16 protein-coding genes are annotated in these 17,608 nt (G+C 70.4%); 14 read left to right on the plus strand and 2 right to left on the minus strand.

Features of this window, described 5'->3' with window-relative positions:
- The first annotated feature begins 190 nt into the window (after positions 1-190).
- From F784_RS0119300 to F784_RS0119350, 11 genes are all read left to right on the plus strand, one after another.
- Positions 191-442: an AbrB/MazE/SpoVT family DNA-binding domain-containing protein gene (locus tag F784_RS0119300; protein WP_019588368.1), complete on the plus strand. Its 252-nt coding sequence runs from the start codon at positions 191-193 to the stop codon at positions 440-442.
- A complete protein-coding gene (locus tag F784_RS0119305; protein ID WP_019588369.1) occupies positions 439-837 on the plus strand; it encodes a type II toxin-antitoxin system VapC family toxin in 399 nt (132 codons plus the stop codon). The genes F784_RS0119300 and F784_RS0119305 overlap by 4 nt, the downstream gene beginning before the upstream one ends.
- Positions 838-952: 115 nt before the next feature.
- Positions 953-1,411, plus strand: coding sequence for an IS5 family transposase (locus F784_RS24905; RefSeq protein ID WP_083939288.1), 459 nt, complete (start codon positions 953-955; stop codon positions 1,409-1,411).
- Positions 1,412-1,975: 564 nt separating this feature from the next.
- A complete protein-coding gene (locus F784_RS0119315; protein ID WP_019588371.1) occupies positions 1,976-4,786 on the plus strand; it encodes an ATP-binding protein in 2,811 nt (936 codons plus the stop codon).
- Between the two features lie 213 nt (positions 4,787-4,999).
- The gene (locus F784_RS0119320; protein ID WP_157465382.1) at positions 5,000-5,413 is read left to right on the plus strand and encodes a cupin domain-containing protein; all 414 of its coding nucleotides are present in this window, start codon (positions 5,000-5,002) and stop codon (positions 5,411-5,413) included.
- 70 nt (positions 5,414-5,483) lie between these two features.
- Complete coding sequence (locus tag F784_RS0119325) at positions 5,484-6,446, plus strand: alpha/beta fold hydrolase (RefSeq protein ID WP_019588373.1); 963 nt, start codon at positions 5,484-5,486, stop codon at positions 6,444-6,446.
- 276 nt (positions 6,447-6,722) lie between these two features.
- Entirely contained in the window at positions 6,723-7,103 is a 381-nt protein-coding gene (locus F784_RS23890) for a recombinase family protein (RefSeq protein WP_019588374.1), read from the plus strand.
- Between the two features lie 545 nt (positions 7,104-7,648).
- Complete coding sequence (locus F784_RS0119335) at positions 7,649-8,995, plus strand: SWIM zinc finger family protein (RefSeq protein ID WP_019588375.1); 1,347 nt, start codon at positions 7,649-7,651, stop codon at positions 8,993-8,995.
- A complete protein-coding gene (locus tag F784_RS0119340) occupies positions 8,992-10,449 on the plus strand; it encodes a DUF5691 domain-containing protein (protein WP_026332597.1) in 1,458 nt (485 codons plus the stop codon). The genes F784_RS0119335 and F784_RS0119340 overlap by 4 nt, the downstream gene beginning before the upstream one ends.
- Positions 10,450-10,487: 38 nt before the next feature.
- Positions 10,488-11,573, plus strand: a complete 1,086-nt coding sequence (locus F784_RS0119345) for an ATP-binding protein (protein ID WP_019588376.1) — start codon at positions 10,488-10,490, stop codon at positions 11,571-11,573.
- A gap of 2 nt (positions 11,574-11,575) precedes the next feature.
- Positions 11,576-12,325, plus strand: a complete 750-nt coding sequence (locus F784_RS0119350; RefSeq protein WP_083939289.1) for a DUF1963 domain-containing protein — start codon at positions 11,576-11,578, stop codon at positions 12,323-12,325.
- Between the two features lie 42 nt (positions 12,326-12,367).
- Here F784_RS0119350 and F784_RS0119355 read toward each other — a convergent pair whose 3' ends face one another.
- Both F784_RS0119355 and F784_RS0119360 read right to left on the minus strand, forming a co-directional pair.
- Positions 12,368-12,799, minus strand: coding sequence for a type II toxin-antitoxin system VapC family toxin (locus tag F784_RS0119355; RefSeq protein WP_019588378.1), 432 nt, complete (start codon positions 12,797-12,799; stop codon positions 12,368-12,370).
- On the minus strand, positions 12,796-13,026 hold the full coding sequence (locus tag F784_RS0119360) for an antitoxin (protein WP_026332598.1): 231 nt from the start codon (positions 13,024-13,026) through the stop codon (positions 12,796-12,798). The genes F784_RS0119355 and F784_RS0119360 overlap by 4 nt, the downstream gene beginning before the upstream one ends.
- A gap of 71 nt (positions 13,027-13,097) precedes the next feature.
- On the opposite strand from F784_RS0119360, the gene F784_RS0119365 reads away from it, so the two are divergent.
- The 3 genes from F784_RS0119365 (at position 13,098) to F784_RS24910 (ending at position 17,524) form a co-directional block, all read left to right on the plus strand.
- A complete protein-coding gene (locus tag F784_RS0119365; protein ID WP_019588380.1) occupies positions 13,098-15,332 on the plus strand; it encodes a DUF5682 family protein in 2,235 nt (744 codons plus the stop codon).
- Positions 15,325-16,587 (plus strand): VWA domain-containing protein, encoded by a 1,263-nt coding sequence (locus F784_RS0119370; protein WP_019588381.1) that lies wholly within the window; start codon positions 15,325-15,327, stop codon positions 16,585-16,587. Before F784_RS0119365 ends, F784_RS0119370 begins: the two co-directional genes overlap by 8 nt.
- A 367-nt stretch (positions 16,588-16,954) precedes the next feature.
- Positions 16,955-17,524: a tyrosine-type recombinase/integrase gene (locus F784_RS24910; protein ID WP_169405717.1), complete on the plus strand. Its 570-nt coding sequence runs from the start codon at positions 16,955-16,957 to the stop codon at positions 17,522-17,524.
- The last annotated feature ends 84 nt before the right edge of the window (positions 17,525-17,608 follow it).

The following is a 17,608-nucleotide window of genomic DNA, read 5'->3' on the forward strand; positions in this document are numbered from 1 at the left end:
CCGGAACTCCTTTTCAGGTGGAACATGGAGGTTGGGCCAGGACTGGACGGGAACGGTCAGCGCTGACCCCCTGACCACTGAAGTTCGGGAGCGGAAGGCTTCACTGCTGCTCAATTGCCGGGTCGCGCGGTGCCGCTTGCCTTACTATCCCCGGAGTAAGGTAAAGCTATGCTGTAAGGAGGGAGGCAGCATGAAGCACACCACACTGACGAGTAAGGGGCAGGTGACGATCCCCGCAGAGATCCGGGAAGCCCTCCACCTGCAAGCCGGGGACCGCCTCGTCCTGACGCTCGCCGAGGACGGGTTCACCGCATCGGTCGAGCGGGCCCCCAGGGTGGCGGACGTGCGCGGGCGGTTCCGGCACGCGGCCCGCCCCGGCACCTCCCGGGCCGAGGAACGGGCCGCCTTCGAGGAGGCCATCGCCGGGAAGCACGCTCCTTGAAAGCCCTGACCGACGCGAACGTCATTCTGCGGTTCCTGCTGGACGATCACTCAGACCTGTCCCCCCGCGCCGCGGCGCTGTTCGAACGGGCCGCGGCCGGGGAAGTGCAGCTCCTCGTTCCTCCCGCCATCCTGGCGGAGTGCTTTTACACCCTGAGGTCGTTCTACCGGCAGCCCCGGGCGGAGGTGGCCCGCGCCCTGCTGGACGTGCTGGCCCTGCCCGGCGTGGGGGCGCTGGAGGCACCGGCGGTCACGAAGGCCCTGCGCCTGCTGACCGAGCGGAGCGTGGACTTCGCGGACGCCTACCTGGCGGCCCTGGCCCGCACGCAGGCCCTGCCGGTCGCGACCTTTGACGGCGACCTGGAGAAGTTGGGGGCAACACTGCTCGACGGCTGAACACCGCGCGAACAGTCAGGGGGCCACGGGTCCGCTTCGGCTCCTCCCCGTGCTAAAGTGCGTGTGTTAACCCCTCTAAGCGCTCCCAGACGCAGTTTTCATCCTACTGTGTGGCATGACGGGCACTGGGTATGCCTCAGATTTGACGGACGCGGAATGGGTACTGCTCGAACCCCTCCTGCCCGGTCCCTGTTCGACGGGACGGAAACGGATTCATTCCCGACGCGTCCTCGTAGACGCCATGCTCTACGTCCTGCAAACCGGCTGCGTCTGGCGGCTCCTGCCCATGAACTTTCCCAGCTGGGGCATGGTGTACGCCCAGTACCGCAAATGGCGCCTTCGGGGCGTACTGAAGCACGTCCATGACGTGCTTCGTGAGCGGGTCCGGCTGGCGGTAGGGCGAGCGGCACAGCCCACTGCAGGCATCATCGACCGTCAAAGTGCAAAGACCACCGAAACGGGTGGCCCCAGGGGCTTTGACGGTGCCAAGAAGGTCAGTGGGCGCAAGCGGCACATCCTCGTCGATACCCTTGGCCTCATTCTCAAGGTCGTGGTGCATCCAGCGGATGTCTAGGACCGTGAAGGGGCAAACTCGTTCTAGAGGACATCAAGCGGACTTACCCCAAGCTGGAGAAGGTCTGGGCGGACCTGCAGCTCTGACCGCGTCATTGCGAATAAAGCCGTCGGTTTTGACCGCCCTTTTCCCGGCCCCGGTGGAATCGGCCTCAAATGCGTCCCAGAGCAACTTGAAGGGCCATCGGAAAGATGAGAAGTGGAACGTTGTGGTGGGTTGTGGCACGGCTCGGCACCCGCTACTGCACCACTACTGCACCAGGGGGGGTGGGGGGCACCGGTGGCTCACCTTCAGCTTGATTGCCGATGAAAGTCCGTGCCTGGCGGCCTATGCTCCGGCAGGAGCTGAGTTGCGAAAGGCCCCTTTGTCTCGTCACTGGCACCTGATCAGAAGGCTCTGACCACGATCACGCCACATACATCAAGCCAAATGGATGGTGGCGTCGGCGCGGAGGCGCACATGGGTGGTTGTGGTGGGTGCGTGCGCGGTGGTGAGCATGACCTTGGGGCCCAAGCACCATACGTGGGACGTAGTCTCGCCTGAAGGGCGGGAGTACGCTGAGTCATGTCGGCGCCGTTCCGGGTGCAGCTTCTCGGGCAGGTGCAGGGCCACTTCGGCGGCGCGCCCGTCCCCTTCCTGCGCGACCGGCGCCACCTGCTGCTCGCCTACCTCGCCGCCCAGGACACCTGGGTGGGGCGCGAGCGCCTCGCCTTCCTGTTCTGGCCGGACGATCCCGGCCCGGTCGCCTACCAGAACCTGCGCCGATTGCTGCAACGGGTCCGGGCGCTGCCCTGGCTGCGCGGTCTGGAGGTCACGGCCACGCAGGTCCGCTGGGCCGTCCCCACCGACGTGGCGGCCTGGGAGCAGGCCCGCGCCCCGGAGGGTTACGGGGGCTCCTTCCTCGCCAGCCTCGAACCCATCAACCTCCCCGAACTCGCTGCCTGGGCCGCCGCCGAGCGGGAGCGTTTACAGGGCCTGCAGCGTGACCGCATCCTCGCCCGGGCGCGGGAAGGTCCCCCCGAGGAGGCCCTGACGCTCCTCACGCCTCTCCTGCACGGCGAGGCGCCCGACGACGAGGCACTTGCCGAGTACCTGCGGGCTGCCGCGCGGGCAGGGCAACGTGAGCGGGGCATGCGGGAGTTCCGGCGATACGCCATGTGGCTACGAGACGAGCTCGGCCTCGACCCCTCCCCTGGGGTGATGCAGGCCCTGCGGGAGGATTCCGCGGCTCCGCCCGACCTCGTCCCGGCCCACACTCCTGTGCCCAGCGCAGTCACCTCCTTTGTCGGCCGCGACCTGGAGATCGCCGAGGTGTTGCACCTCCTGCGCGGCCCTGATCACCGGCTCGTCACGCTCATCGGCCCCGGCGGCGTGGGCAAGACCCGCCTGGCCGCCCGCCTCGCGCAGGAGACCGCACCGCACTTCGCCCAGGGCGCAGCCTTCGTGCCTCTGGAGGCCGCGCGAGACGAGGCCGAACTCGTTTCCACCCTTGCGCGTGCCGTGCCCGTCCCCCTGCCTCAGGTGACCTGGCCCCAGGTGCGGCGCGCCCTGGCCGCCTGTGAGCTGCTGCTCGTCCTCGACAATTTGGAACACCTGCCGGGGGCCGCGTCGCTCATCACTGACCTCCTCACCGCGGCGCCACGTGTCCGGGTCCTGGCTACGTCGCGCGCGCCTCTGGGGCTGCTCGCCGAAACGCAGCTTGTGCTCGAAGGTCTGCCGTTCCCGCCTGGCCCCGAGGCCTGGGATGACGGCTACGACGGGGTACGCCTCTTTACCGAGCGAGCCCGACACGTGGATCCACACTTCGTGATCCCGCCGGAAGACCGCGCCCACCTCTTGCGCCTGGGGGAGAGCGTGGGCGGCCTGCCACTCGCCCTCGAACTCGCCGCGACCTGGGTCCGGCTTCTCCCCCTGAGGGAGGTTGCTGACGCCGTGGGCGCTGGCCTCGACCTTCTGCACGCCGACCTGGCCGACCTTCCGCCCCGACAGCGCAGCCTGCGGGCGGTCCTCGAGAAGACCTGGGCGCTGCTCCCCCCACCCGAGCAGGAGGCCTTGCGTGCCCTGGGCAGCGTGGACACTCCCTTCCACCTGCGGGCCGTGGGAAGCGTCACCGGAGTGACGCCCCTCACCCTGCGGCATCTGGAGGCGCAGGGTTTAATTCGGCGGCTGGAGGGCGGCCACCTCAACCTGCATCCTCTGGTGCGCCAGTTCGCCGCCGAGCGGGCGGCGGACTACCCGCAAGAAGCCGAGGCGGTGCGCCGCAGGCACGCCGAGTACTACGCCCGCTTCCTGGCCGACCGTCCGCGCCCCCCGAACGGTGGGCTGCTGCAGGCGTGTGCCCTGGACGAGATTGCTGGCGAGATTGAGAACGTGCGCATGGCCTGGCGCTGGATGGTCAATCACGCGGCGGACGATCTCCTAAACCTGTGTCTGGACCCGCTGTGGCAGTTCTGCGAGGGCCGCGGCCGCCACCCGGAGGGCATCCCCCTGTTCCGCCTCGCCGCCGGCCAGACGGAGCTGCCCCGCCCCACCCGCGGACGGCTGCTCGTCCGACTTGGCATCTGCTTGCTGCACGCGAGCCCGATGCGGGAGGCGGAACGCGCCCTGCTTCAAAGTCTGACCCTGCTGAAGGGAACCGGACACGACCGGGATCTCCAGCTCGCCTACGTGCACCTGAGCATGATCGCCGAGGCCCAGGGCCACCCCCGCCGCGCGATGACGATCAACGAGGTCGGCCTACGCGAGGCCCAGCGCACCGGCCACCGCTGGTCCGAGGACGGCTTCATCACCCGCCTCGCGCTCGGTGCCCAGGCGATGGGGGACCTCCCACGCGCGCGCGCCCTCCACGAGCGCCGGTTGCGGTCCAGCGAGGCGCTGCAGGACGTCTTCGGGCTGGCCCTTTGCACAAGCTACCTGGCAGGTGTCAGCCTGCTGGAGGAGCGCTACGACGAGGCGGAGCAGTTCTTCCTGCAAGGTATCCGCCACTGGCGGAGCCTCGGCAACCCGGGGGCGGTCGCCCACCTCGTGCGGCGCCTGGGAGACCTCGCCTACGTGCAGGGAAATTTCCGCGCTGCCTCCGCCCACTACACCGAGAGCGCCGCTCTATATACCGAGCTCGGTTACCCGGACGAGGCTGAGCGCATTCGGCTGCGCGCCGGCCATGCCCGGCTTTCCCACTGCGACCGTGAGGGGGCCCAAGCCGCTCTTGACGCCGCCCGGGAAGTCGGGGCGGCCGCCCTCTTCGAGTGGCAGACGCTGCAGGTGCGCCTACTCGCTGAGCGAGAGAACCCCAGCGCCCAGGAAGATGCCCTCCTGCCGTACCTGCGCCGCCATCTCCCCTGGCACATCCTCTCTGCGGAACCCTCCAGCGACTGAACTCCTGCCCGCGTCACGCCTGCGTTACGGGGGTGTCACACCCCTTTCTGCATCCTCGGAACGTGGAAAGGAGCGTGACACGGCACGTTGACCGGGACAGCACCCTGGCCCGGTGAACCTGCCACGGGCAGGAGTGAACCGGCGCGGACAACAGCCGTCACGGGGAAAGGCTCTCAGGGACTCAAGCTCCTGCACGACGAAGGGGTGATTCAGATGAAGACGAATCCCATCACGGTTCGGCGGTTGACCGGCGCTCTGGCCGCAGGCGCGCTGCTCGGTCTGGTGGCTTCGGGCCAGACGCCTGGGGTCACCCTGAGGGCGGCGCACGCAGCCGTAGTTACGGGTCAACCGTCTGAGATCAACGTCGAGCAGGACGTCTTGGAAATAGCCCCGGGGGCCTGCACCGGCTATCACGAGCATGGCGGCCCGGGCCTGGAGACAGTCATCAGCGGCACGGTCACCGTGGAAACCCGGGGTGCGCCAGGCACCAAGGCTTTCACCGCGGGGCAGATGTACGTGTACGCGGCCGGGACCATCCACAACTTCTGCAACCGGGGCAAGGTCCCGGCCGTGTTCACGGCGGCCTTCCTGCTCCCCAAAGGCGTGGCCCCCGTGACGCCGCGGTGAGGTACGTGTAAGTCGCCAGCGCGCAGAGGGGTGAGGGCCAGCCCCGGACCCCGAACAGGAGCGTGAAGCCATGAACCCTGTGTCACGCAAATCGGTTTCGAGCGGATTCCGCCCCCTCGCCCTCGCCCTGCTGAGCGCGCTCGGCATCGGATGGGCGGCGCAGACGGGCCGCACCGGTGGGCGCTTTGACGTGGGCGGGTACCGCCTGGATCTCCACTGCACAGCGCCCGCCCCCGGCCCCACCGTCCTGCTGCTGGGCGGCTTGGAGGAGGCGACGGAGGCGTGGCCGGTCACGGCCTACGACGTGGCCAGGACGCATCGCGTCTGCTGGTACGCTATGGCAGGTGTGTCGCCCAGCGACCCGGCCCCGGGGGTCACGGACGGGGTGGCCCGGGCCGAGGAGCTGCACCGTCTCCTCATCCGGGCGGGCGTGAAGGGTCCTTTCGTCCTCGTCGCCTACCGCTTCGGCAGCCAGATCGCCCGGCTGTACACGGATCGCCATCGCACCAACGTCGCCGGGATGGTTCTCGTCAATCCCTGGCAGGAGGACCTCGCGCCCGCCCTGGACGCCTTCTTCCGCCAGAACCCCCCGGTGCTCGATGACCTCGGCTCCGCCCCGGCCAACCGCTACACACCCCCCTCACCCCTGGGAGGTGTACGCGCCCTGCAGCAATTTGTTCGCGCCTACACGGTAGGGGCAAGCACCTGGAAGGCCGGCTGGAACATCCGCGCCGGGGACGCCCAGGTTCGCCGTGCGGCGCCCTTGGGCGAGCTCCCACTCGTGGTGGTCACGCCCCACCTCGACGCCTTTAGCGTCGCCCAGGCAGGGACCCTGAAGTCGATGTACGGCCAGAGGCTGTGGCGAATCCTGGGAGACAGCCAGGCGCGGCTGACCCGGCTCTCACACAACAGCGACCAAGTGTTCTCCGAGGTCGCCTGGGACGCCGTCCAGAACGAGGACCCTGGCCTGGTGCTGGGAGCTCTCCGGCGGGTTCTGACCGTCGCACAGGGCTCATCCGCTCTCGGGCGGTAAGCACCTGTTCATAAAGGCGGAGGGAACCGGCGTTCCCGCGGCGATAAAGGCAGTCGCGGGAGGCATGACACCTGGGACAGTCGCTCTCCGTTGAGCCTCTGGACCTTGACGGCCAGTAGGCGTAAGCAACGGCGCGGCGTGTGTCGCCACAACTACACCCCAACCGGACGCCCGCGCCCGGCCCATTTCGTGTCCATCTGGGGTCGTTCCCGCCTTTCCTGGGCACCTGTCCGGCCAGGTCCAGGTCTTCCCCTGACACCATGGCGGGCAAGACGGGTGTCGCGGGCGCAGCGGGTGGGGTACGTGCGGGTGAGCAGCGCCGGGCAGAACACCGCGCGGCAGCTCGATGGTGTGCCGGTGGACCGGGTGTTCGAGGATCACGCCAGCGGAAAAGGCGCGGCGCGGCCGGCGCTCGGTGAGCTTCGCCGCTACGTGCGTGAGGGCGACGTGGTGGTCGTGCACTCGATGGACCGCCTGGCCCGCGACCTCGACGACCTGCGTGCCCTGGTCGACGAGTTCACCGGCCGCGGCGTGCAGGTCGAGTTCGTCCGGGAGGGGTTGCTCTTTTCTGGCGACGATACGCCCATGGCGCGGCGGCTGCTGAGTGTCATGGGCGCGGTGGTGGAGTTCGAGCGGACGCTGATCCGCGAGCGGTAGCGCGAGGGCATCGAGGTGGCCCGGGCGCGCGGCGCGTACTGGGGCCGCAGGCGGGCGCTGTCGCCCGCCCAGGTGGAGCAGGTGCGCGCGGGTGGCGGCAGCGGAGAAGACCGTCATCGCTCGCGAGCTGGGCGTCGCGCGCGAGACGCCCTACCAGGCATTGCGGGGGTAACGCACCGGGTGGGGCACCCTCGCAGGCTTTGGCCCGCCGACGAAGCGGCCCCTCCCAGGACGGGGGGCTTGCGGTTCTTGGGCCTCTGGCGCTGATCCGCGTGGTGGGCTTCATGGGTTCTCCTGCCGCGGGCGAAGTCTGACTTTCACGTCCCCGGCGCTTTCCCTCCCGCCACAGCTGCCGCGAAGCGCAGGACGAGGGGGTGGGGCTCTTCCGCGCCGCAGGTGCGGCCCCCACCCCCAGGCGGCTCCGTATGCTGCTCCTGTTGCCGGTCGGCCGCAGGACTGCCCTTGTCTTGCCGTGGCAGAATTGCACTCAAATATTCCACCTGTTACAATTACGCCTTGACCGTAACTGAAAAGGAGTTTACGCATTGACCCGCTCTTTCGACAGGCTGACCGCCGAGGTCGCGCTCGCCCTCGCGCCGGACAGCAGCAGTGCCAAGGCTGCCCAGAAGCTCGCCCGCCCTGCCGGGTGGCCCACGCTGGCCCGCGACGGCGACGTGCTGTGGGGTGAATGTCAGGGCAGCGGCGCGCACCCCTACCTGGTGGGCGTGGACGCCCGCAGCCCGGAGGTCGGCAGCAAGTGCAGTTGCCCCAGCCGCAAGTTTCCCTGCAAGCACGCCCTGGGGCTCCTGCTCCTGCACGCCGCACAATCCGGCGAGTGGAAGGACACCGCCCCACCCCCCGACCTCGCCCGCTGGCTGGAGGGCCGCGTCACCCGGGCTGAGAAAGCCGCGCAGCCCCCCGGCGACGATTCCGCCGACCCTGCGGCGCGCGCCGGAGCGCAGGCGAAAGCCCAGGCCGCCCGCGACCGCAAACGCTCGGCAGGGCTGGAGGACCTTGAAGTGTGGCTGAGCGACCTCGTGCGCGAGGGGCTCCAGGCGGCCCGGGCCCGCCCATACAGCGACTGGGACCGGCAGGCCGCCCGGCTGGTCGACGCGCAGCTTCCGGGCGCGGCGCGGCGGGTCCGGCAGATCCCCGAGTTGCTGCACGACGAGACTGGAGAGGCCCTCACCGCCCACCTGGGGCAGTTGTGGCTGCTCACGCAGGGTTGGCGGCAGCGGGACGCCCTGAGTGAAGTCGAGCGTGCCGACCTCCTCACGGCGCTGGGCGCACCCCTGGACCGGGCGGGCGTGCCCGCGGCCGCGCCGCAGGTCTGGCAGGTCCTCGGCTCGCTGCAGGAGGAGGAGGGCAAGCTGACGGTGAGGCGCACCTGGTTGCTGGGGGCAGGCCCCCCCGGCGGGGAACCGAGGCTGGCCCTGCTGCTCGACTTCGCCCCCACCGGGCAGGCGTTGCCCGCCCCGCTGCCCCCGGGCCAGACCCTGACGGCGGCGGTGGGCCACGCGCCCTCGGCCTATCCCCAGCGGGCCCTGGTGCAGAGAGAGGTGACGGCGGTGGCCGCCCCGCTGTCCCTTCCCGGCGGGACGCTGGCCGAGTTGCAGGCGCGCTACGCGGCCGCCCTGGCCCTGAACCCCTGGCTGGAGCGCATCGGCGCGTTTGTCGGCCCGGCGTACCTCCACCTTGACCCGCCGCAGCTCTGCGACGCGGAGGGCCACGCCGTCCCGCTGAGCCCGCGGGTGGAGCCCGCCGAGCTCTGGGCCATGCTCGCCCGGGCGGAGACGCGCCTGCCGACCTATTTCGGGGAATGGGACCGGCAGGGCTTCCTGCCGGTGGCGGCCGTGGGCCTTGAGGCGGCCGAACCCGGAGTGCCCGCATGAGCCGCGAGCTGCGCGACCTGGCCCTGGTCGCCACCCGCGGCACCAGCCGGGCCGAGCTGCCCGCGCCCGCCGGACCCCTGGCCCCGGCCCTGGCGAGCGTACCCGGCGACACCCCCGAGGCCCGCCTGCTGGCCCGCGCCGCCCTCCTGGGCCTGCACGCCCGCGCCGGAGCGCCCCTCCTGCGGGCGGCCGCGCCGCCTCCCCCACCTGTGCCTGCTGCCGAAGCTCCACTGCCGCCGGCCCTGGCGGCCCTGCTGCCCACCATGATTCGCACTGGCTCCGCCCTGACTGCACGGGCGTTGGCCACCGTGGCTGTGCGCGGCTGGACCCTGAACGCCGCGCAGGTGCTGGCGCTGTACCAGCAGCAGCCGGACCTTGCCCAGGACCTGTGGTCGCTGGCCGACGCGCGGGCGCGGGTCACCCTGGAGGCCCATCCCCTGAGTAGGCAGGCGCGGAAGGCCGGGGAACTCACCGCCTGGCACGCCAGACTGGCTGCCCTGACCGAGCGGCGGGCCCATGACCCGGCGCAGGCCGCTCTGGAGCTGGAAGAGCTGTGGGTCAGCCAGCCCGCCGACCGGCGCAAGGACCTGCTGGCCCTGATGCGCCGCGACCTGCACCCCGGGGACCGCCCGCTGCTGGAAACGGCGACGCGCGACCGCTCACCCGAGGTGCAGAAACAGGCGCGGCAACTCCTGGGTCATCTTCCCGGTCCCCTGCAGGACGAGCTGCTGGCGTTGCTGCTCCAGGCGGTGAAGGTGAGTGGTCGGCTGAACAGGAAGATCACCTTCGGGGCCTTCGACCTGCCCGCCGCGCTCGGCCAGCCGCGGGCCGGGCAGTACGACGACGGCGACCTTCACCGCCTGCTGGGCGCCCTGCCCACCGGGCTGATCCTGAGGACGCTCGGGGTGACCTGGGCCGAACTCCACCAGGCGGCCCGCGCGCACCACTGGTCGCTGGCCAACGAAGTGCAGGAGCCGCCGCCCCCCCTGCCGGAGCCGCCGGACCCGGAAACCGCCCGTGCCCGACTGCGCGACCTCGCCGGGCAGCCGCAGGTCTCCGCGGAAACACTGCTGGACGCGGTGCGGGCCATGCTGCCCGATCCATGGGCGGACCTCGTGGCAGAACCGGTGGACCTCCAGGTCACCCTGGCTGCGCGCGCGGTGGGGCTCGTTCAGCGCGAGGGTCAGAGCGGGCCGGTGCGGGGCCTGACCGGGCTGCTGGGCGATCGCCTCTCGCCCGACCTCACGCTGCCACCGCCCACGCCTCTCCCTTTCGAACTGCCACCGCGCCCGAACAAGCTCCCCACCTGGCAGACCGCCGCCGACTGGGAGGAACGCCAGCGCCTGGACCATGCCCAGAGAGAGCAGGCCGCGTTCCAGGCCTGGCGCGAGCTGCAAGGCGTCCTGCGGCTGCGCCGCGAGTGGCGGGACGCCCTGGCCGCGCACACCTCCTGAGCCCCCGAGAACGCCTTCCCATCCCCCGAGGAGCCCCCATGACCATCACCCCCGAAGTCCTGCGCCAGCACGCCGAACACGCCTACGCCGTTGAGCTCGCCGCCCTCGCCGAGCACGACCGCCACCCGCGCCCGCCGCGGTGGAACCTCAGCCCGCGGGCCGTCCTGACGTACCTGATGGGCGGGTGGGCCGGTGACACGGAGATCACGCCGAAGTACGTTGGTGAGGCGCGGCTGATGGAGATCGCGGTGGCGACCCTCGCCACCGACCGGGCGCTGCTGCTCCTCGGGGTGCCGGGCACGGCCAAGAGCTGGGTCAGCGAGCACCTCGCCGCCGCCATCTCGGGGGACAGCACCCTGCTCGTGCAGGGCACGGCGGGCACCGACGAGAGCGCCATCCGCTACGGCTGGAATTACGCCCGCCTGCTCGCCGAGGGGCCGAGCGAGGCCGCGCTCGTCGAGAGTCCCGTGATGCACGCCATGCGTCAGGGCAAGATCGCCCGCCTCGAGGAGCTCACCCGCGTGCAGAGCGACGTGCAGGACACCCTGATCACCATCCTCTCCGAGAAGACCTTGCCGGTGCCCGAACTGAACACCGAGGTGCAGGCGGTGCGCGGCTTCAACCTGATCGCCACCGCCAACAACCGCGACAAGGGCGTGAACGACCTGTCGAGCGCCCTCAAGCGCCGCTTCAACACCGTCATCCTGCCCGTGCCCGACAGCCTGGAGGATGAGCTGAGAATCGTGACGCGCCGGGTCGAGTCGCTGGGCCGCAGCCTGGGTCTGCCCGAGCTGCCCCCCGCCCTCGACGAGATCCGGCGCGTGGTGACGGTGTTCCGTGAGCTGCGCGCGGGCGTCACCGAGGACGGCAAGACGAAGCTCAAGACGCCCAGCGGCAGCCTGAGCGTGGCCGAGGCGATCAGCGTGGTCACCAACGGCCTGACCCTGGCCGCCCACTTCGGTGACGGCGAGCTGAGGGGCCGCGACGTGGCTGCCAGCGTCATCGGGGCGGTGGTGAAGGACCCGGTGCAGGACCAGGCCGTGTGGAACGAATACCTGGAAATGGCGGTGAAGAAACGGGCCGGGTGGAGGGACTTCTACGCGGCGTGTAGGGAGGTGAGCTGAAGGTGGAGGCTTTTGAAGAGTGGACCGGGGAGCGAGTCGAGAAGTTTTTGGAGGACTTCAAACGACTCAATATCCGGCCCACCAGCGTGCTGGAAGTTGGTGGATTCAGGCCGACAAGTCACCCACTGGCCTCGCACATTGGTCTAGCTCCCGTCATGCGTGTGGGCGAGGAGTGGCCTCGTGACAGCGAGGGGCGCGGTATGCAGTTCATCGCGCAACTCAACCTGACGGAAGCGCCATTCGTGCCCGAAGTGCTGCGCGACATCGCACTGCTCACGATCTTCGTGGGCGAGGAGTGCATCGAACGCGGATTCAATCCCGGGAGTTGGGAGCTACGTGCGTATCCTTCGCTTGACGGCCTCTCGCGTGTGACCGCGCCGCCACGACCCTGGCGATGGCTCAAGGGCTTCGAGTGTCGGTGGCAGCAAACAGAGGATTACCCTTCCTACGACGACGATCTTCTGAAACTGCCTGACGGCTACCGCCTTGAGGACGATCTGCCCGAAGAAATGCACGGTTTGAATGTTCACCGCAGCAAGGTTGGAGGCTTTGCCTCGACGATCCAGTATGAAGTTCAATTCGTTCCCGCGATCAGAACGGCAAACGGCTGGGAAAAGGGAGCGGAACCGCCCTTCGCCTTGCAAATTGTCAGCGAAGAAAAGGCCGGGCTGATGTGGGCTGACAATGGCGTCTTGTATGTGGGGCGGCGGCCTGAAACGGACGAGTGGTTCGCGTCGTGCCAGTTTTACTGATCTCGTTGCTGGTTATCGAGGGACCGGACGCCGCCAACGCACTCACTCCGCTTCCTCCCGCGTCCAGTCCTCGCAGCGCAAGCCCGGTACGCGGCCAAACTCCCCGAGGTTATTCGTGACGACCCGGGCGTTCAGGCTCAGGGCATGACCCGCGATCAGCACGTCATAGGGGCCGATGGGCGAGCCGCTTCCTGCCAGGGCGGCCCGAATTCCGGCGGCGGTTTCGGCGGCGTCCGGACCGAAGTCGAACACGTCCAGCGTCTGCGTCAGGGTCGACAGGCGGGCGGTGTTCTGCTCCGGGCGGCCACTGCGGCGCACGCCGTACCAGAGCTCGTGCAGGGTCACGCTGGAGAGGCCGATCCGGTGCCCGGCCGCCGTCACCTCCCCCATCCTGCGCCCGACCTGTTCCGGGCGGCGGTTCATGGTGAAGATGCAGATGTTGGTGTCGAGCAGGTAGAGGAGAGGAGAGGTCACATCAAGTCTTCCCGTTCCTGCTGCGCCGTGGGCTGCTCCCGTTCGAGGGGACCTTCAAAGGCCGTCAGAGCCTTGAAGATGGCGAGCCCATCCTGCCGCTGAACTGGCGTGATGATCAGGTCTCGGCCCCGGCGCACGATCTCGACCTCACCGTAGGGCAGTTGCAGTTCCTGCGGAATTCGGACGGCCTGGCTGTTGCCACTCTTAAATGTTCGGCTGCGTGTCATGAGGTCACCCCCACCCAAGTATATACCGTAAATACACTCTGGTCGCAGAGTGCTTCCTTTGGAGCGTTGAAATGGCTCACCTCACCATCTACCCCATCCGCCACCACGGCCCCGGCTCAGCACGCAGCGTGGAAAGGGCGCTGGAGGCCAACCCGCCCGCCACGCTGCTGATCGAGGGGCCGGTGGACGCGGACGGCCTGTTGCCTTTCCTGAACGACCCCGCGCTCACGCCGCCCGTCGCGGTCATGGCCCACGTACAGGGCCAGCCCGAGCGCTCGGTGTTCTACCCGCTCGCGGAGTTCAGCCCCGAGTTCGTGGCGATCCGCTGGGCCCTCGCGCGCGGCGTGCCGGTGGCCTTCATGGACCTCCCCGCGGGCGTGACCCTCGCCTGGAGAGAGGAAGACTCGCCTGCGGAGAACGCTGCTGACCCGGAGGCCGAGGCCACGCCCCCTACCGACGCCGTCCGCGCCGATCCCCTCGCCCTGCTGGCCCAGGCGGCTGGCTACAGCGACTTCGAGCGCTGGTGGGACGCCCTGGTCGAGTCGCGCGGCGAGGGCGAGGCCGTCTTCGTGGCGATTGCCGACGTTATGGCGGCGGTGCGCGAGGCGGAGGACGCTCACAACTCGGAGCGCGACCTCATGCGCGAGGCGCAGATGCGCCAGACCATCCGCGCGGCCCTGGGGCGCGGCAGCGTCGCGGTGGTATGCGGCGCCTGGCATGCCCCGGCGCTCACGCCCGAGGTGCTGGCCGGTGAGGCGAAGGCCGACCCGGCGCGCCTCCGGGGGCTGCCCAAAGTGAAAGTCGCCCTCACCCTCACCCCCTGGACGCACGGGCGGCTGACGCAGGCGAGCGGCTACGGGGCGGGCGTCGCGTCGCCGGGCTGGTACGCGCACCTCTACCGCACGCCCACCCAGGTGAGCGAGCGCTGGCTGACCCGCACGGCGCGGCTGCTGCGCGGGCACGGGCTGGACGCCTCGAGCGCCCAGGTCATCGACGCGGTGCGGCTCGCGGACGCCCTGGCGGCCCTGCGCGGGCGGCACCTGGCGGGCCTGGACGAGCTGACCGACGCCACGCGGGCCGTCTTCGCCTGGGATTCCGACGTGCCGCTGCGCCTGCTCTCCGGGGAGCTCTTTGTGGGGGAGGCGCTGGGCACCGTGCCCTCCGGCGTGCCCGCCGTGCCGCTGGAGCAGGACCTCGCCGCGACGCTGGCTCGGCTGCGCCTGAAGCGCGAGGCCCAGGCCCGCGAGCTCACCCTCGACCTGCGCGAGGACGCGGGCCTGGGCCGCTCGCAGCTCTTCCATCGCCTGAACCTGCTGGGCGTGCCGTGGGCGAGGGAAGCGGTCAGCCGGGGCGCGGGCACCTTCAAGGAGGCGTGGAGCCTGCGCTGGGAGCCGGAGTTCAGCGTGCGCCTCGTCGAGGCGAGCCGCCACGGCAACACGCTGGTGCGCGCAGCGAACGCGGCCGCCCTTTCGCGGGCGCGGCAGGCCCCGGACCTGGGCGCCCTCTCGGCGCTGCTGGAGGTGACGCGGCTGTGCGAGCTGCCCGGAGCGGCCGACTTCACGCTCGCCCGCCTGGACGCCCGCGCGGCCGACGCCGACACCGCCGCGCTGCTGCTGGCCCTGCCGCCCCTGGCGCGGCTGGCCCGCTACGGCGACGTGAGGGCGCGCGAGGGCGACGACCTGCGCCCCGTGTTCCGCACCCTGGTGGCGCGCGCCGCCGCTGGCCTGCCCAACGCGGCGCACGGGCTGGGCGGGGAGGCCGCCGGGGCGCTCCACGCTCAGGTCGCGCAGGCCGACGCGGCGGTGCGCCTCCTCGACGACCTGGAGGCGAGCGCCGGGTGGGTGGCGGCCCTGCACGCCCTGGACGCGGAGGGCACCGCGCCCCTCCTGCGCGGCGACGCCGTGAACCGCCTGCGCGACCGGGGCCTCTTGGACGACGGGCAGGTGCAAGCAAGGCTCGCGGCGGCCCTCGCGCCGGGGGCGCCGCCGCTGGACGTGGCGGCGTGGCTGGGCGGCTTCATCGGCGAGGACGGGGGGACGCTGCGGCACGACCCCGCGGCGCTGGCCTTGCTCGACGCCTGGGTGGTGGCCCTCGAACCGGACGCCTTTGGCGAGGTGCTGCCCCCCCTGCGCCGCGCCCTCTCACGCCTGGAACCGCATGCCCGCAGACGCCTGGGGGAGGACCTGCGCGGCCTGGAACGCCCCGAGCACGCGGCGTCGGGGAATGACGACCTGGGAGAACTGGTGGTGCCCGTCGTGCTGCGGCTGCTGGGCGTGCCCCTGCCTATTGGAGAGGCCCATGACTGAACCCACCCCACAGGACCTGACCCCGGAGCTGGAGCGTCTGCGCCGCTGGCGGCTGCTGCTCGGCGGCGAGACCGCGCGGGGCGAGAGCGCTGACGGCATCGGCTGCGAGCTGGGCGAGCACGACCGCCGACTCGACGCGGCCCTGGCCTCGCTCTACGACGGCGCGCCCTTCACCGTGCAGACCGAGAAGCCCGGGAAGGGTCGCAAGTCGCACCTCAACGTGGGGTTCGGCAAGAGCGCCCCGGCCGTGGCGGCGTGGCTGGGCGAGGTCCGCGAGCTCTTTCCGCGGTCGGCGGTGCAGGTCATGCAGGGGGACGCGGTCGAGCGCCTCAACCTGAAGACGCTGCTGCTCGAACCTGAGCTCCTGGAGCACCTGCAGCCCGACGTGCACCTGGCCGCCACCCTGATCAGCCTGGGGGACGCCATGCCCGACCAGGCCAGGGCGCTGGCGCGGCAGGTGGTGGCGCGGGTGGTGGACGACCTGCAGGCCCGCCTCGCCGAGCCGCTGCGCAGCGCGGTGACAGGCAGCCTCAACCGCTCGCAGCGCCAGCGGCGCCCACGCCAGAACGAGGTCGACTGGGGCCGCACCCTGCTGAAGAACCTGCGGACCTACGACCCTGAACGCCACCGCGTGATTCCCGAGCGGTTGGTGGGCTACGGGCGCGCCCGGCGGCAACTCAAGACAGTCACGCTGTGCGTGGACCAGTCGGGCAGCATGGCGTCGAGCGTGGTGTACGCGGGCATCTTCGGCGCGGTGCTGGCGAGCCTCCCGGCGCTGAAGACGAATGTGGTCGTGTACGACACGGCGGTCGTGGACCTCACCGACCACCTCGCTGACCCGGTGGACGTGCTGTTCGGGGTGCAGCTCGGCGGCGGCAACGACACCCCGCTTGCCCTGCGCTACTGCCGGGGGCTGCTGACAAACCCCGAGGAGCACACCTTCGTCCTGATCTCCGACCTGTACGAGGGGGCGGGCAGCGCCGAGATGATCCGCCGCCTGAACGAATTCCGCGAGATGGGCGCCCGCGTGATCGTGCTGCTGGCCCTCGACGATGACGGCACGCCGAGCTACGACCACGAGAACGCCGCCCGCCTCGCCACCCTGGGCATCCCGGTCTTCGCCTGCACGCCGGACTTCTTTCCCGAGCTGATGGCGACCGCCCTGCAGGGGGCCGACATCGGGGTCTGGGCAGCCTCGCGTGGCATCGTGACCGCCCGCGCGGGGGCCGCGGCTGATTCGCTGGCCGGACCCTGACCGGTAACCCGGCAACCCCTCCGGTCGCCCTGGGGCAAGAGGTGCAGGCGGCTGAGTCCAGGATTGTCCGCGGGCCAGCGCTGGCGGGGCGGTGTACCACAGCTCCGCTTGGACAAGCTGTTTCACGCCACGATGCTCTCCACTGTCTCCCTGCGTGCTGGACAGCGTTTCCGCCCGGCGTAGGTCGGGAGCAGCGCGGTGCCGTCGATGGCCGGGCAGAACGTCTCGCCCACAGCAGGGGATGAAGAAAGCCCACCAGGACGCGGTTTCCTTAGAGGAGGCCTGTCGTCCTGCCTCCCGCTTGACATTTGCCGCGGCATGTGGATCAGGCCAAAGGCGAAAAAGAGTGCCGTGCCAGGCTCCAGGCATGAAGTTCTCCATGCCCGCCCACAACCCCCGCCTCGCGCACCTGACGCACGCCCTGGCCGCCGCGCACCGGGCGACCAACACCACCGCTCGGCGCCGGGCCTTCGCACTGGCCAGCCGCAGAATTCTGAAGCTGTCCTCGGTGGCCCTCGACTGCCTGCGTGAGCGGCGGCGGCAGCAGGCCGAGGACCGCGCGGCGCTCGGGGGAGCCTGGCAGAACACCGGCTTCGTCTTCACGCAGATCAAGGGGACGCGCATGAACCCTGACAACCTCAGGCGTGAGATGCACCGGCTGTGCGAGAAAGCTGGCGTGCGGCCGGTGACGATTCACACGCTGCGCGACACCTACGCCACGCTGCTGCGGCGTGAGGGCGTGGAGCTTGAGGTCATCAGCAAGTACCTCGGCCACGAGGACCCCATGTTGACTGCCCGCCGCTACCGCCAGGTGCAGCCGGACGAACTCGAAGCGTGCACGATCGACCTGCTGGGGGAAAGCCGCGCGCGCCGGGGCCAGCCGAACCCTGGGCAGGAAGACGACCTGGATGAAGGCGAGCAGACCGCCGCTCAATAAGGCAAGAGAGGAGGGCAGGCAGGGCGGCTTTGGCGCCCTGCCTGCCCTCCTCTCTTGCCCACCTGGGGGTGTGCCGCTGCAGCG

Origin of the sequence: Deinococcus apachensis DSM 19763 (assembly GCF_000381345.1) — a bacterium.
Lineage (GTDB): Bacteria > Deinococcota > Deinococci > Deinococcales > Deinococcaceae > Deinococcus > Deinococcus apachensis.